Here is a 15650-nt window from a genome sequence, read left to right on the forward strand (position 1 = left end):
CGGACGTCCATGGAAGACACCGAGCCTCTTCCTCTCACCGCCGCCCAACGTGGTTTATGGTTTGCTCAACATTTGTTGAGTACTGTTCCGATCACCATCGCCAATTACCTCGATATTCGCGGTGCCGTCGATCTCGAACTGATGCGTTATGCCTGCCGCCGCACGGCGCGCGAGTTCGGCGTGGGTTCGCTGCGTTTGCTCGAGAGGGACGGCGAACCCCACCAGTACATCGACGTCGAGCAAAGCGAGAATTCGGAGACCGTGGATTTCCGCCAGGAATCCGATCCGGAGAATGCCGCGCGCGAGTGGATGCGCGCCTCCTACGGCACTGCTGTCGACCTGACGAACGGTCCCCTGATCAAGGCTGCGATGCTCCGCATCTCGGACGACCGCACGTTCTGGTACTCCCACGTCCATCACATCGTGCTCGACGGTTACGGCTCGGTTCAGTTCATGCGACGCGTCGCATCGATCTACACCGACGTCAGCGAGGGCCGCGAGCCCGCACCGTCGAGGGCCGGCTCGCTCGGAGAGGTCTACGCCGCCGAGGCGCAGTACCGGCAGTCGCCCCGCTTCGCCAAGGATCGCGAATACTGGCGGAGCAAGACGACCGATCTGCCCCCGCCGCCGTCCATCACCGGGGTTCTCGCTCCTCCCTCCGCACAGGCACACGTGCGGGGCGGGTACCTCCCGGAGCCGATCGAACGGGTACTGGACAGCGCCGCGCACCGACTCGACTCGGCCTTCGCTCCGCTCGCCATTGCCGCCGTGGCGACCTTCCTGGCTCGCATGACCGGCACCACCGACGTCGTGCTGAGTCTTCCCGTCGCCGGCCGCACGACCGCCCTGTTGCGCCGCTCCGGTGGAATGGTCTCCAACGTGCTACCCGTCCGGGTACGCATCGGGCCGCAGTCCACGCTGGCGGCACTGGTTACCGACGTGCAGTTGGAACTGACCGGTGCGCTGCGGCACCAGCGCTATCGAGCCGAGGACATTCGCCGTGACGCCGGTGCGGGGAGTGAGACCCGCGGTTTCTTCGGCCCGGCGATCAACATCATGGCGTACGAGACCGAGGTGCCGTTCGGCCCGCTCACCGGCGAATTCAACGTGCTCTCCACCGGACCCGTGGAGGATCTCTCGATCAATATCTACCCGGCGTCGGACGGAAGACGCTCCCGCTTGGAGTTCGAGGGCAACCCCAACATCTACGGAGCCGAACAGTTCACGGACCTGCACCGCCGTTTCCTGACGTTGTTCGAGCACTTCCTCACCGCCGACTCCGACACACCGATTCTCGAACTCGATGTGCTCGACGACTCCGAGCGATCGGCCCTCGTCCCGCTCGGCGGGCCCGATGCAGTCGTTCCCGTGCTCTTTCCGGACCTGCTGCGCCGCGGCGTCGACGCTGCGGCCGACAACATCGCCGTCGAGTTCGGTGCCGAGAAGCTGACCTACCGCGAACTCGACGAACGTGCCAACGCGATCGCACGATCCCTGATTGCGCGCGGAGTCGGTCCCGGCACCGTGGTCGCCGTCGCATTACCGCGCGGGACAGCCTCCATCGTCGCGCTGTGGGCTGTCGCTGCGTCCGGTGCCACGTTCGTCCCCGTCGATCCCGGTTATCCGCCCGAGCGCATCAACCACATGCTCGACGACTCCGCGGTCAGGATCGGGATCAGCGAACACACGCTCTCGCGGCAGCTTCCGCAGCAGGTGAGCTGGCTCGACCTCGATGACGAAGACTTTCGTGAGGAATGTGCGGGCAGATCGACTGCGCCGATCACCGACGCGCATCGGCGCGCGACCCTCCTCGAGGACCACGCCGCATACATGATCTACACCTCCGGTTCCACCGGTACTCCGAAAGGAGTTCTCGTCACCCACGCCGGCTTGGCGACGTTCGCCTCGGACGCCAGACCGGAACTGCGCGTGGGTACCACGTCGCGACTGCTGCGCTTCTCGTCGTCCAGTTTCGACGCGTCCCTGTTCGAGATGATCCAGGCATTCAGTGCGGGAGCGACCATGATCGTCGCTCCGCCCACCGTGATCGGCGGTGGAGAACTGACCGACTTCATCCGTGAGCATCGCGTCACCCACATCATCTGCGCACCCGCATTGCTCACCACCGTCGACGCCACCGAGCTCGACGATCTCGACGCAGTCGTCGTCGGCGGCGACGTCATGCCACCGGATCTGGTGGACCGGTTCGGCGCACAAGCATTGCTGTTCAACAGCTACGGACCTACCGAGACCACCATCGTCGTGACGATGACACAGCCACAGACCGATCCGCGCAATATCACCATCGGCCGTCCCGTCCAGGGCTCGTACGCAGTCGTGCTCGATCGCCGGCTACGGCCCGTACCCCCGGGATCGGCGGGAGAGCTCTACCTCGGCGGCCCCGGCGTCGCCCGCGGCTACCACCACCGAAGCGGGCTGTCGGCCGCGCGTTTCGTGGCCGATCCATTCGGACACGGACGGCGGCTCTACCGCACCGGAGACATCGTGCGGTGGATCGGTCCGCTGGACTCGGCCGAGCTCGAGTTCGTCGGCCGCAGCGACTTCCAGGTGCAGATCCACGGCCAACGCGTCGAGCTCGGTGAGATCGATTCGGTCCTCTCCCATTTCGAGGCCGTCGACTTCGCGGTGTCGGTGGTGCGCCGTCGCGGTGATGCATCGATCCTGGTGTCCTACGTCAAACCGACCCACACTCTCGATCACTCTGCGTTGCGTGCCTTCGCTTCTCGATCCCTGCCCACGCACATGGTGCCCGGGGTGTTCGTCGAACTCGACGCCGTACCCTTGACCCCGACCGGCAAAGTGGACCGATCCGCACTGCCAGAACCCACCTTCGAGTCCGACGCCACGGCCTACCGCGCCCCATCGACGCCCGTGGAGAGAATCCTCGCCGACGCCATGGCCGTGGTGTTGCAGCGAGACTCGGTCGGTGTCGACGAATCCTTCTTCGCACTCGGCGGTGACAGCATCATCGCGATCCAACTGGTGGCTCGCGCGAAGTCGCTGGGGGTGGTGATCACCTCCCGTGACGTGTTCGAGCGTCGCACCGTCGCCGGACTGGCCGAGGTCGCAACGGACCCAGCACATCAGGTGACGCTCGACGAGCTACCGGGCGGAGGCGTCGGCGATATGCCGTTGACCCCCATCATGACTCAGACGGTTCGGTCGCTGACCCGGCCCGACGGGATGGACGCGTTCCACCAGACCGTGGTGCTGACCGCGCCGGCAGATCTCGAACTGGATGGTCTCCGCCGGACCGTCGCCGCGATACTCGACCATCATGATGCACTGCGCTCGATCTCGACCGACGACCGCCTGACGATCCGGCCGACCGGAAGCGTCGATCTCGATACGGTCGTCTCCCGCGTGTCCACCACCAGCAGGCCGGGCAGCCGCGAGTTCAGCTCTGTACTGGGCGAATCCGCTCGGGTGTTCGCTGCGCGCCTGCGACCTCGTGACGGCGTGATGCTGCAGGTGGTCTGGGTGGCCCCCGAGACCGGTCACCCGGAGATCATCGACACCCATTGCATCGGACGGATCATCGTCATCGCGCATCACCTGGTGATCGATGGCGTGTCCTGGCGCATCCTGGTCCCCGATTTCGCCTCGGCGTGGCATCAGGTGCAGGCACAGTCCTCGGTGCAGCTGCAGCCGGTGAACACCTCGATGCGCCGGTGGGCCCATGGGTTGAAGGACGTCGCTGTGCAGGTCGAGTCGGAATTGCACGGCTGGACAGCACTTCTCGACGGCCCCAACGAGCTGATCGGTCACCGTCCACTCGATCCGGCGCTCGACATCGGTGCCGCCCGAGATCAGGTTTCGGTCGAGCTCACCGCGGAGGTGACCGAGGCACTGATCGGGCCGCTCACGAGCGCCTACCGCGGCACCGTCGACGATGTGCTACTGACCGCGCTGGCGTTGGCGGTCTGGTCCGAACGGCCGTCGTCGTTCCTCGTGTCGGTCGAAAGTCACGGCCGTGACGAGGAATTGGTACCCGGAGCCGATCTGAGTCGGACGGTCGGCTGGTTCACCTCCGCCCATCCGGTACGCCTGTCCCTGGACGGTATCGATGTCGAGCGCATCCTGGACGGTGACGTGTCGGCATCCGATGCCGTCAAGCGCGTCAAGGAGCAGATCCGGGCGATCCCGGGAGCGGGCGCCGGCTTCGGTCTACTGCGGTACCTGAACGACGACACCAGTTCCCTACTCGCCCAATGCAATTCTCCGCAGATCAATGTCAACTATCTGGGGCGCATCGCCACCGACATTCCCGACGCCCTGCGCGGACGCGGCTGGATCCCGGACGCAACGATGGACATCGGATCGGGGAGTGGTGATCGACTACCGGCGACGGTCGCACTCGACATCAATGCGGTCGTCGTCGACGGTCGCTTGCAGGCCACGTTCGCGTTTCCCCGTGGCGTGCTCGACCACCCGGAGGTCGAGAGGTTGGCCGATCGGTGGACGTCGGCGCTGGCGCTCCTGGCCGAGCATGCATCCGCACCCGATGCAGGTGGACTGACGCCGAGCGATGTATCGCTGGTGAATGTCGATCAGAACCAGATCGACCGATGGGAGAGTACGTACGGCGAACTCGCCGACATCTGGCCACTCGCTCCGCTGCAACACGGACTGCTGTTCCACTCCGAGCTCACCCGCGGGCACGTCGACGTCTACACCGCTCAATTGGTGTTCGAGCTCGGCGGCGACATCGACGGGGCACGACTGCAGCGAGCAGCACGCAGACTGCTCGCCCGCCACGACAGCCTGCGCACGGCCTTCGTTCGCGACAATCGGGGAACCCCGGCTGCGTTGGTTCTCACTGATCCCGAAATTCCCTGGCGCACCATCGATGCCGATGTCGCCGAGGTGCCCGCAATTGCTCATACCGAACGCACCACGCGGTTCGACCTGGGCACAGCACCCTTGCTGAGGTTCGTCCTGGTCAACACCGAGGACGGCGCAGCGCTCGTCGTCACCAACCACCACATTCTGTTCGACGGCTGGTCAATGCCGATCTTCGTCAAGGAACTACTGGTGCTCTATGCCGCCGACGGTCCCATTCCGATTCCGGCCAGGACGTACCGGGACTACCTGAAGTGGTTCGACGCGCGCGATCAGCAACGCGCACTGGACAAGTGGGCCGATGCCTTGGCGGGGGTCGAGGAACCGTCGCTGCTCGCACCGGGCCACGGGGCGGACCACGAGCTGCCCGCCGAGCTGTCCGTGCCCTTCGACGAAACCTCGGTGACTGCCGTGAAAGCCGCGGCTCGGGACCTCTCGGTCACCGTCAACACCGTGGTGCAGGCGGCGTGGGCTCTGGTGCTCGCCGCCGAACTCGGTCGCGACGACGTCGTGTTCGGGGCGACCGTCTCGGGTAGACCCGCCGAGCTGACCGGAGTCGAGGAGACTCTCGGCCTGTTCATCAACACTCTCCCGGTACGGGTTCGGGTGCACCGAGACGACACCGTTGCATCACTTCTCGCCCGAGTACAGGCGCAGAGCGTGGACCTGCTGGACAGCCATCACGTGGGGCTGCCCGACGTCCATTCGCGAGTGGGTGCCGGTGCCGGTTTCGACACGCTGACGGTATTCGAGTCCTATCCAGTGGACCACTCTGCGCTCGATCGGAACACCGACATCGCCGGGCTCCGGGTACGTGACCTGCGCGTCACCGATGCCACCCACTACCCGCTGACACTGATCACCGTCCTCGAGCCGACGGTGCGGATGACACTCAAATATGCTGCAGGAAGCATCGATCCGGCTCGAGCAGCGTCGATCGCCCAGCGGTTGTGCCGTGCTCTCCACGGGCTCACCGGCGATCCACAGCGTGCGGTGGCGCAACTCGACCTGCTGTCCGAGGAAGAGCATTCGCGTCGAGCAGCCTGGAACCGCACCGAGCATCCGGTGGCCGCGGTAACGCTGGTCGACCTGCTCGCGGTGGCGGCGCGGGAGCACGCTACCGCGACCGCAGCGGTGTTCGAGGGCAAGAGCCTGACGTACGCGAACTTCTGGGCCCGAGTGCGGTGCCTGGCTCGCTACCTGCGCAGTGTCGGGATCAGGCCCGACGACGTGGTGGGGGTGGCGATGACGCGCTCCCTCGATCAGCTCGTCGCGGTGCACGCCGTCGTGGCCGCCGGCGGTGCCTACTTGCCCGTCGACCCGTCGATGCCGCACTCCCGTATCGAGCACCTGATCTCCACCGCATTACCGTCCCTGATTCTCGGTGTGTTGGTGGACGTTTCGGTCGATGTGGTCGACCTCGACACACTGGATCTGAGCGACTTCAGCACCGCGCCCCTCGACCCCGCGCCCGCACTGCGGCCCGATCACGCTGCCTACGTTTTGTTCACCTCCGGCTCGACCGGAAAGCCCAAGGGAGTTACGGTCTCCCACCGTGCGATCGCCAACCGACTCCTGTGGATGCAGCACGAGTATCCGCTGACGCCCCGCGACATCGTGCTGCACAAGACTCCGGCCACGTTCGATGTATCGGTGTGGGAACTGTTCTGGCCGCTTCTCGTCGGGGCCACGACCGTCATCGCCGAACCCGAAGGCCATCGCGACCCGATGTATCTGTCGGGTCTGATACGCGAACACGGCATCACCACAGCCCATTTCGTACCCTCCATGCTGGAGTTGTTCCTCACCTACGGCACCCCCGAGCGTTGCACGTCGCTACGGCAGGTGTTCGCCAGCGGTGAGGCGCTGCCCCGCGCCATCGTCGACCGGTTTCACCAGGCGATCGAGGCCGAACTGCACAACCTCTACGGACCGACCGAAGCCGCAGTCGACGTCACCTACCATCGCACCCGAGCCGGCGACCGAGGCCCGGTCCCGATCGGCGTCCCGGTGTGGAACACCACTGTTCACGTATTGAATTCACTGCTCCAGCCCGTGCCGGTGGGTGTGACCGGCGAGCTGTACCTGGGCGGAGTACAGCTGGCCCGCGGTTACGCTGCGCGGCCGGACCTGACGGTCGCCCGCTTCGTGGCCGCGGATGCGGGAACCCGGCTGTACCGCACCGGAGACCTCGTTCGGTGGTCCGACGACGGCTCGCTGCAGTATCTGGGCCGCAACGACTTCCAGGTCAAGCTTCGCGGGCAACGTCTCGAATTGGGCGAGGTCGAATCGGCCCTGCTCGCGGTCGACGGTGTGCACTCGGCCGTTGCCGTCGTGCGCTCGGACCGTCTGATCGCCTACATCGTCGGCACCGCGAGCACCGAATCCGCGACGGCGCACGCGGCCCGCACCCTGCCCGAATACATGGTGCCGTCGACCATCGTTGTGCTCGACGCGATGCCGCTGGGTACCACCGGAAAACTCGACCGCACCGCACTCCCGGATCCGCTCGTGACGACGGAGGAGTTCGTAGCACCATCGGGGGAGTCCGAAGAGTCTGTCGCCCAGATCTTCTCCGACGTTCTTGTCACCGATCGGGTGAGCGTCACCCGATCGTGGTTCGCCCTCGGTGGCGACTCGCTCACCGCCACCCAGGTGATCGCGCGAATCAACGCGGAACTGGAGTCCGACCTCGGCGTCCGGGACCTGTTCGAGGCCCCGACCGTCCGTTCGCTGGCGACGCGTCTGGGACGTGGTGCCGGCGGCCACGGCATCGTGGTCGGACCTCGACCGGAGCGGATTCCGTTGTCGCCGGCCCAGCACCGGATGTGGCTGCTCAACCGATTCGATCCGTCGTCCGGGGCCTACAACATCGCGGCCGCCTTTCGGGTCGTCGGTGCCCTCGACATCGACGCGCTGCGTACCGGTCTGATCGACGTGATCGAACGCCACGAAATTCTGCGCACCGTCTACCCCGACGGGCCGAACGAGCCCCAGCAGATCGTCACCTCGCAGTACCCGGACGTGACCGTCGCCCGGACCACCGAGCCGCTGCTCGACGGAGCCCTGTACGCACTCGCAGCTCGAGGATTCGACGTGACGGTGGCCCCGCCGCTGCGGGTGGCGGTACTCGAGGTATCTCCCGAGGAGCACGTGCTCGTCGTCGTCGCACACCACATCGCCGCCGACGGATGGTCGATGAACCCACTGGCTCGGGATGTGATGATCGCGTACGGATCCCGTGCCGCCGGCCACGCCCCGCACTGGACGCCGCTGCCGGTGCAGTACGCCGACTATGCGCTGTGGACTCTCGGCCGACTCGGAGCCGAGAACGATCCCGATTCGATTGCGTCCCAACAGATCCGGTACTGGACAGATGCTTTGGACCGTGTGCCCGAGCGACTCGCGTTGCCGACCGACCGGCCCCACCCGCCGGTGGCGTCACATCGAGGGGGCCGACTGTCGATCCACCTGGAGCCGGGCACCGTCGCGGCGCTGACGTCGATGGCGCGACGCACCGGCACGACGCGATTCATGGTCGCGCACGCGGCACTGGCCGTGGCGCTCGCTCGCATTTCCGGTACCCGCGATATCACCATCGGTACTCCGGTCGCGGGCCGCGGACAGCGCGAACTGGACGACCTCGTCGGAATGTTCGTCGGAACTCTCGTGTTGCGCTCGCAGATCGCGCCGTCCGACACGTTCCACGACGTCCTGAACGCGGCGCGCGAACGTGATCTCGACGCCTACGCCAACGCCGACATCCCCTTCGAGCGACTGGTCGAGATTCTCCAGCCGCCACGTTCGACGGCCCATCACCCGTTGTTCCAGGTGATGCTGTCGATCGAGGACGCGTCGCCGCCGGTGGTGGAGCTGCCCAACCTGTCCGTCCGCCCCCTCGATACCGCGCACGTAGCGGCCAAGTTCGACCTACACGTCACCGTCTCGTTCTCGTCGTCCCCCGAGGCTGCATCGGTGGAGTTCGTCTATGCCACCGATATATTCGACGCAAACACCGTCGCCGGGTTTGCCGAGCGGTATCGCACGATCCTCGCGTCGGCGCTCGCGGATCCGGATCTCCCGGTCGGAGATATTCCGGTCCTGTTCGCCGATGAGCCCGCGCGGCTGCACGGCGCACCGGCACTGGCTCACCGCACGCTGCCGGATCTGCTGGCGGGGGCCGTCATGAGTGCAGGCGGCAGCGCGATCGCCGTCGAGGCCGGAGATGTCCGATGGACATACTCCGAGCTGGACGACGCGGCAACCGTACTGGCGCGCAGCCTGATTCGACGTGGAGTCAGACCCGAGCAGTACGTGGCGGTCGCGCTGCGTCGTGGCCTGTCCTCGATACTCGCCACCTGGGCCGTCGCCAAGACCGGTGCCGCCTTCGTTCCGATCGACCCCACCTATCCAGCCGAGCGGCTCGCCTACATGCTCGCGGATTCCGCTGTAACACTGGGAATCACGGATGACCGGCATCTCGAATCTCTGCCGCACGGACCCACCTGGGTGTCCATCGACGACGAGGCCGACATGGACTCGGACTGCACGCCGGTGGGCGACCTGGACCGAACCGAGATGCTCCGATCGGATCATCCTGCCTACATGATCTATACCTCGGGCACCACCGGGCAACCGAAGGGCGTTGTCGTCTCGCACCGCGGACTGGTGAATCTGGTGGCCGATCTGGTCGATCGATTCGAGCTCGACAACTCATCGCGCACTCTACATTTCGCGTCACCGAGCTTCGACGCCTCGGTGCTGGAACTGTTGTTGGCCGTCGGCGCCGGATCGGCGATGGTGATCGCCGACCCCGACGTACTCGGTGGGAACGAACTCGCAGCGGTGTTGCACCGCGTCACCCACGCCTTCGTGACTCCGGCCGCACTGGCCACTGTCGACCCGTCCGATGTTCCGGAGACGACCACGATCATCGTCGGCGGCGAGGCCTGCCCACCGGCGCTCGCCGACGCATGGTCCGCTCGCCTACGCATGTTCAACGGGTACGGACCCACCGAAACGACCATCTTCGCCACGATCGAGGGACCGCTCGCGCCAGGGACTCCGGTGTCGATCGGGGGCCCGGTGCGGGGTGTCGAGTCGATGATTCTCGACGACCGTCTGAACCCGGTGCCGACCGGATCCGTCGGGGAGCTCTACCTCGCCGGAGATGGGTTGGCACGGGGCTACCACCGTCGATTCGGCTTGACGGCAACATGTTTCGTTGCCGACCACCACGGCCGGAGAATGTATCGGACCGGCGACCTGATTCGGCAGGACAAGGGCCGGTACGTGTACATCGGACGACGCGACGCTCAGGTGAAGGTACGCGGATTCCGGATCGAACTCGGCGAGATCGACGCGGTGCTGGCCGACCACAGCGACGTCGCGCAGTCGGTGAGTGCCGTGATCGGTTCTCAGTTGGTCGGATATGTCGTCCCTGCAGTCGGTCGGGTGCTGGACCCCGAGCAGATTCGACAACACGCCCGCCGCTTCCTGCCCACCCACATGGTGCCGCAGTCGATCATGATTCTGGAGGCTCTCCCGCGGACCGGCCCGGGCAAGATCGATCGGGCGGCGCTGCCGGTCCCGACCGTCTCGACGCAAGCCTTCGTCGAGCCCGCGACCGCCACCGAGCGCATCGTCGCCGAGGCTTTCACGGTGGTGCTCGACACCGAACCCGTCGGTGCCGGGGACGACTTCTTCGCCCTCGGCGGCACGTCGCTGTCGGCCACCCGGGTGATCGCGCACATCAACGACGCCGCGGGCACCGCACTGCCGGTCCGCGCTCTGTTCGAGTCGACGACGGTGCGGTCGTTGGCCGTGGTGGTCGACTCCGCCGAGCGCTCCGCGTTGCCGCGTCTGGTCGCCGGTCCGCGTCCGCCGGTGATCCCCCTGTCGTTCGCGCAGATGCGCATGTGGTTGCTCAATCGGTTCGATCCGACGTCGGCGGCGTACAACATCGCCTTCGCAGTGCGACTGGACGGTGCCGTCGACGGTGCGGCGTTGCAGCTCGCCGTCGACGATGTGTTGACCCGACACGAGTCGTTGCGTACCTACTTCCCTGTGGTCGACGGCGATCCCGCGCAGGTGATCGCGCGGAACGTGGCACTCGATCTACGCCCGGTGGACGTCGACGACAGCGAGGTGTTCGCCCGGGTCGCGGCGCTGGTCGGCCGCGGGTTCGACGTCACCGACAGCGTGCCGTTGCGCGGCGCGCTGCTGCGGACCGCGCCGAGGGAGCACGTGCTCGTCCTCGTCGTGCATCACATCAGTGCCGACGGTCTGTCGATGACTCCTCTGGCCCGCGATGTCGCTCTGGCCTACGGGGCGCGGTCTCACGGCACGCCACCGCAGTGGACTCCACTTCCGGTGCAGTACGCCGACTTCGCCGTGTGGCAGCGACATGTGTTGGGCAGGGCCGAGGATTCGGCTTCGGTTCTGGCACAACAGATTCGGTACTGGACGCAGACATTGTCCGACCTACCCGCCGTACTCGAGCTGCCGACCGACCGACCTCGGCCGGTTGTAGCGTCCAAACGTGGACGCGCCGTGCACTTCTCGTTCTCCGAGCAGACCACAGCGGGCGTCCGATCCCTCGCCCGCAGCACCGGATCCTCGGTGTTCATGGTGCTGCATGCGGCGTACGGTGCGCTGTTGGCCCGGTTGACCGGCAGCACCGACATCCCCGTCGGCACCCCGGTGTCGGGCCGTGGATCGGGGGCGCTGGACGACGTCGTCGGCATGTTCGTCAACACTCTCGTGTTGCGGCTCGCCGTCGACCCGAGCCGATCGTTCACCGAACTCGTTGCGCAGACCCGCACCGTCGATCTGGCCGCGATGGAACACTCCGACGTTCCGTTCGAGCGGGTGGTCGAGGCCGTGGCACCGGCACGCTCGACCGCGCATTCCCCGCTGTTCCAGGCCTTGATCGCACTGGAGACCGAGCGACCGAAAGACATGCAGTTGCCCGGACTCGAGATCACCCCGTTCCCGTACGAATCCGAGGTCACTCGCTTCGATCTGGCATTGACCGTCACCGATTCCGAACGGCTGACCGGATCGCTGCGCTACGCAACCGATCTGTTCGATGCAGCCACCGCTGGGCGATTCGTCGACGAATTCACCGCTCTGCTCGACGCAGCACTGGCCGATCCGGCGGCACCGGTCGGGGATCTCGCCCCGTCCCACGACGCCGTGCTCGACGGCCCGCCCGATGTTCCGTTCCGCACCCTCGGGCAGCTGATCGACGACGCCGTTGCCGCCCGACCCGACGCAGTTGCCCTGCGCTGGAACGGGATCGACTACACGTACCGCCAGGCGGACGCGTATGCGAATCGGTTGGCCCGCGTGCTGCTGGGGTACGGGGTCGGACCCGAGACCGTGGTGGCCGTCGCCCTCCCTCGGTCGGCGGAATCGGTTCTGTGCACCTGGGCCGTCACGCGAACCGGTGCGGCGTATCTACCGGTCGATCCGGGCTACCCTGCCGAGCGCATCACGCACATGATCACCGATTCCGGTGCCGTCCTGGGGTTGACGTCCTCGACGGTACGACGCGGCCTGCCGCCGGAGGTGCCGTGGGTGGAACTCGACGATCCCGCCTCCGTAGCCGAACTCGAGCACGCTGCCGAGACACCGCCCGCACCGGCCGAACTCACCGGCCCGGTGTCGGCCTCCACCGCCGCGTACGTCATCTACACCTCCGGGTCCACCGGCCTACCGAAGGGCGTCGTGGTGAGCCACCGGGGACTCGCGAACCTAGCCGCGTCGCGCAAGGAGCTGCATCGCGTCGAACCGTCGTCTCGGTTCTTGCACAACACCTCTCCGAGTTTCGACATGGCGGTCGGCGAGATGATCTCGGCCCTCTCGGCCGCCGCGACACTCGTCATCTCGCCGCCGACAATTCTGGGCGGGGCCGAGCTGGCCGCATTCATCCGAGACGAGCGGATCACCCATGCGTTGATGACGCCCTCGGCGTTGTCCACCCTCGATCCGGAGGGTCTGGACTGCCTCGAAGTTTTGTGTGTCGGCGGCGAGGCCTGCAGCGCCGAACTGGTCGCACGGTGGAGCCAGGGTCGCGTGATGCTCAACGGCTACGGGCCGACCGAGGCCACCGACATCTCGACGCTCGGCGAGGTGCGCGACGGCGAGCAGATCACACTGGGCCGACCACTGCACGGGCTGCGCGCGATGGTGCTCGACGCACGCCTGCACCCGGTGCCTGTCGGAGTGCGCGGAGAGCTGTACGTCGCCGGGCCGGCACTGGCACGCGGCTACCATCGCCGATCAGGCTTGACGGCAACACGATTCGTGGCCGACCCACTCGACCCGGGCACGCGGATGTACCGCACCGGCGACGTGGTACGGCGCACCGTCGACGGTCGGTTGCTCTACAACGGCCGCAGTGATCAGCAGGTGAAGGTTCGCGGCTTCCGCATCGAGCCGGGAGAGATCGACGCGGCGCTGACCACGCACGCCGACGTCGATGTCTCGGTGACGCTCGCAGTGCCTGGCCCCGCAGGGGAGCAGACGTTGGTCTCGTACATCACCGGTAGCGCGGCACCCGGGGCCGTACGCGAGCATGCGCGACGATTGTTGCCCACGCACATGGTGCCGTCCGCGGTGACGGTGATCGACGAGGTTCCCCGCACCGGAACCGGAAAGCTCGATGTCGCCGCCCTCCCGGCACCGGTGTTCGGCACCACCGGCTACCGACCCGCACGAACAGCTGCCGAGATCGCAGTGGTCGAGGCCTTCGAGGCAGTACTGGAGACACCACGAATAGGGCTGGACGACAACTTCTTCGACCTCGGTGGCAGCTCACTGTCCGCGATGCGCGTCATCGGCGAGCTTCGAGCTCGCTCCTACGACATCGGCATGCAGTCGCTGCTGATGGATGCGACGGTGACCTCCGTTTCCGCGCGTATCTCGTCCGATTCGGTCGACACCGAGGAGTTGGCCGTGCTGCTGCCGATCCGGGAATCCGGCGAGGGGGCACCGATGTTCGGTATCCACCCGATCCTCGGATTGTCCTGGTGTTACGCCGGATTGGGAAGCTATGTGGACAACCCGCTGTACGGTCTGCAAACCCCGACACCGACAGAGTTGCCGACCACGTTGGCGCAGTTGGCGTCCCGCTACCTCGACGAGGTGATCCGCGTTGCCCCCGAAGGCCCGGTACACCTTCTCGGATGGTCGCTGGGCGGCGTCATCGCACACGAGATGGCGGCGCAACTGGTCGCGTCCGGCCGAACCGTGGCCTCGCTGACCCTGCTCGATGCCCACCACGGAAATCGGGGCGAGTGGGCCGAGGCGATTCCGGTGGCGGACCTGATGTCCGGGCTCGGGCTCGATTTCGCGGTGCCCGACGGTCAGGTCGTCTCCCTCGATTCCGCCGGCGAACTGCTCGACTCCATCGACACCGGTGGCATCCTCGGCCGCGCCGACATCGAGCGCCTCATCGGTGCAGCACAGCACAATCACCAACTGCTGCAACAGCATCGGCCGAGTGTCTATCCGGGTGATGTCCTGTACGTCGCGGCCGGACTGGACGCCGGAGATGGCGTCGGACAGTGGTATCCGCATATCGCCGGCTCGACCACCGTTGTCTCGGCACAGTCCACGCACTGGCAGATGTGCGCGCCTGCCACTCTCGCTGCCATCGGGCCTCGCATCGCCCACGAACTTCGCTCCGCCGAGAAGAAAGAACTGACGAATCGATGAAAGCTCCATTCCCGACGGCCGTCGTCCGCCGCTTCGCGGTGTTGACGCTGTCCGCCGGATTGCTGTTCGGCCTGCCCGCGGTGGCAACGGCAGATCCGGTGACACCCGCTGCCGGGCAGGACCGAGGGCCGGTGGGAACCGTCCGCGGAATCGACAAGATCGACGACGTCCGTTGGGATGTGCTCGTGCACTCGCCGTCGATGGACGCCGACATCAAGATTCAGGTGATCCGGCCCGCCGACACGTCGGTGCCGCGGCCGACGCTGTACATGCTGAACGGTGCGGGCGCAGGCGTCGACGGTGCGAACTGGTTGGCCAAGACCGACATCGTGGACTTCTTCGCGGACAAGAACGTCAACGTCGCCATGCCCGTCGGTGGGTACCTGAGCTACTACACCGACTGGGAGCGCGACGACCCGAAGCTCGGTCGAAACAAGTGGCAGACGTTTCTTACCCACGAGCTACCCCCGGTTCTCGACGCGGCGTTGGGGGCCAACGGCGTCAATTCCATCGGTGGGCTGTCGATGTCGGCGGGTTCGGTACTCGATCTCGCGATTCAGACCCCCGGACTGTACCGAGGCGTGGCGTCGTACAGCGGTTGCGCGCAGACCAGTGATCCGGTCACTCGCACTTTCATTCGCGCGTTGGTACAGCTACGCGGCGGCGGGAACACCGACAACATGTGGGGACCCGACGGTGATCCGCGGTGGGTGGAACACGACCCGCTCGTCAACGCCGAGAAACTCCGCGGACTCGATCTGTTCGTCTCCAATGCCAGCGGGCTGCCCGGACCCTACGAGATGCCGGGCAACCTGCGCCCCGCCGGCTCGCCTCCGCTGCCCGACCAGGTGGTGCTCGGTGGTCTCATCGAGGCCGGAGCCAACGCCTGCGCCCACAATCTGGTGAACCGCCTCGGCGAACTCGGCATCCCGGTCACGACGAACTTCCCGGCCGCGGGAACGCACTCGTGGCAGTACTGGCAGGACGCGCTGCGGGCCTCGTGGCCGACATTGGAGCGCTCGTTGAGCTGACGGTCGGACGCTCGGCGACAGCGGTGTAGCCGA

General features: G+C 66.5%; 2 protein-coding genes. Both read left to right on the forward strand.

Annotation, left to right across the window (positions count from 1 at the left end):
* The first annotated feature begins 9 nt into the window (after positions 1-9).
* Complete coding sequence (locus AC5WEY_RS04125; RefSeq protein WP_495645523.1) at positions 10-14586, forward strand: non-ribosomal peptide synthetase; 14577 nt, start codon at positions 10-12, stop codon at positions 14584-14586.
* On the forward strand, positions 14583-15617 hold the full coding sequence (locus AC5WEY_RS04130) for an alpha/beta hydrolase (RefSeq protein WP_495644797.1): 1035 nt from the start codon (positions 14583-14585) through the stop codon (positions 15615-15617). Before AC5WEY_RS04125 ends, AC5WEY_RS04130 begins: the two co-directional genes overlap by 4 nt.
* Positions 15618-15650: the final 33 nt, after the last annotated feature.

This window comes from Rhodococcoides sp. S146-33, assembly GCF_059489205.1.

Coding starts and splice junctions, on each gene's coding strand:
- AC5WEY_RS04130 (WP_495644797.1), top strand. CDS start 14,583: ATGAAAGCTCCATTCCCGACGGCCGTCGTCCGCCGCTTCGCGGTGTTG.
- AC5WEY_RS04125 (WP_495645523.1), top strand. CDS start 10: ATGGAAGACACCGAGCCTCTTCCTCTCACCGCCGCCCAACGTGGTTTA.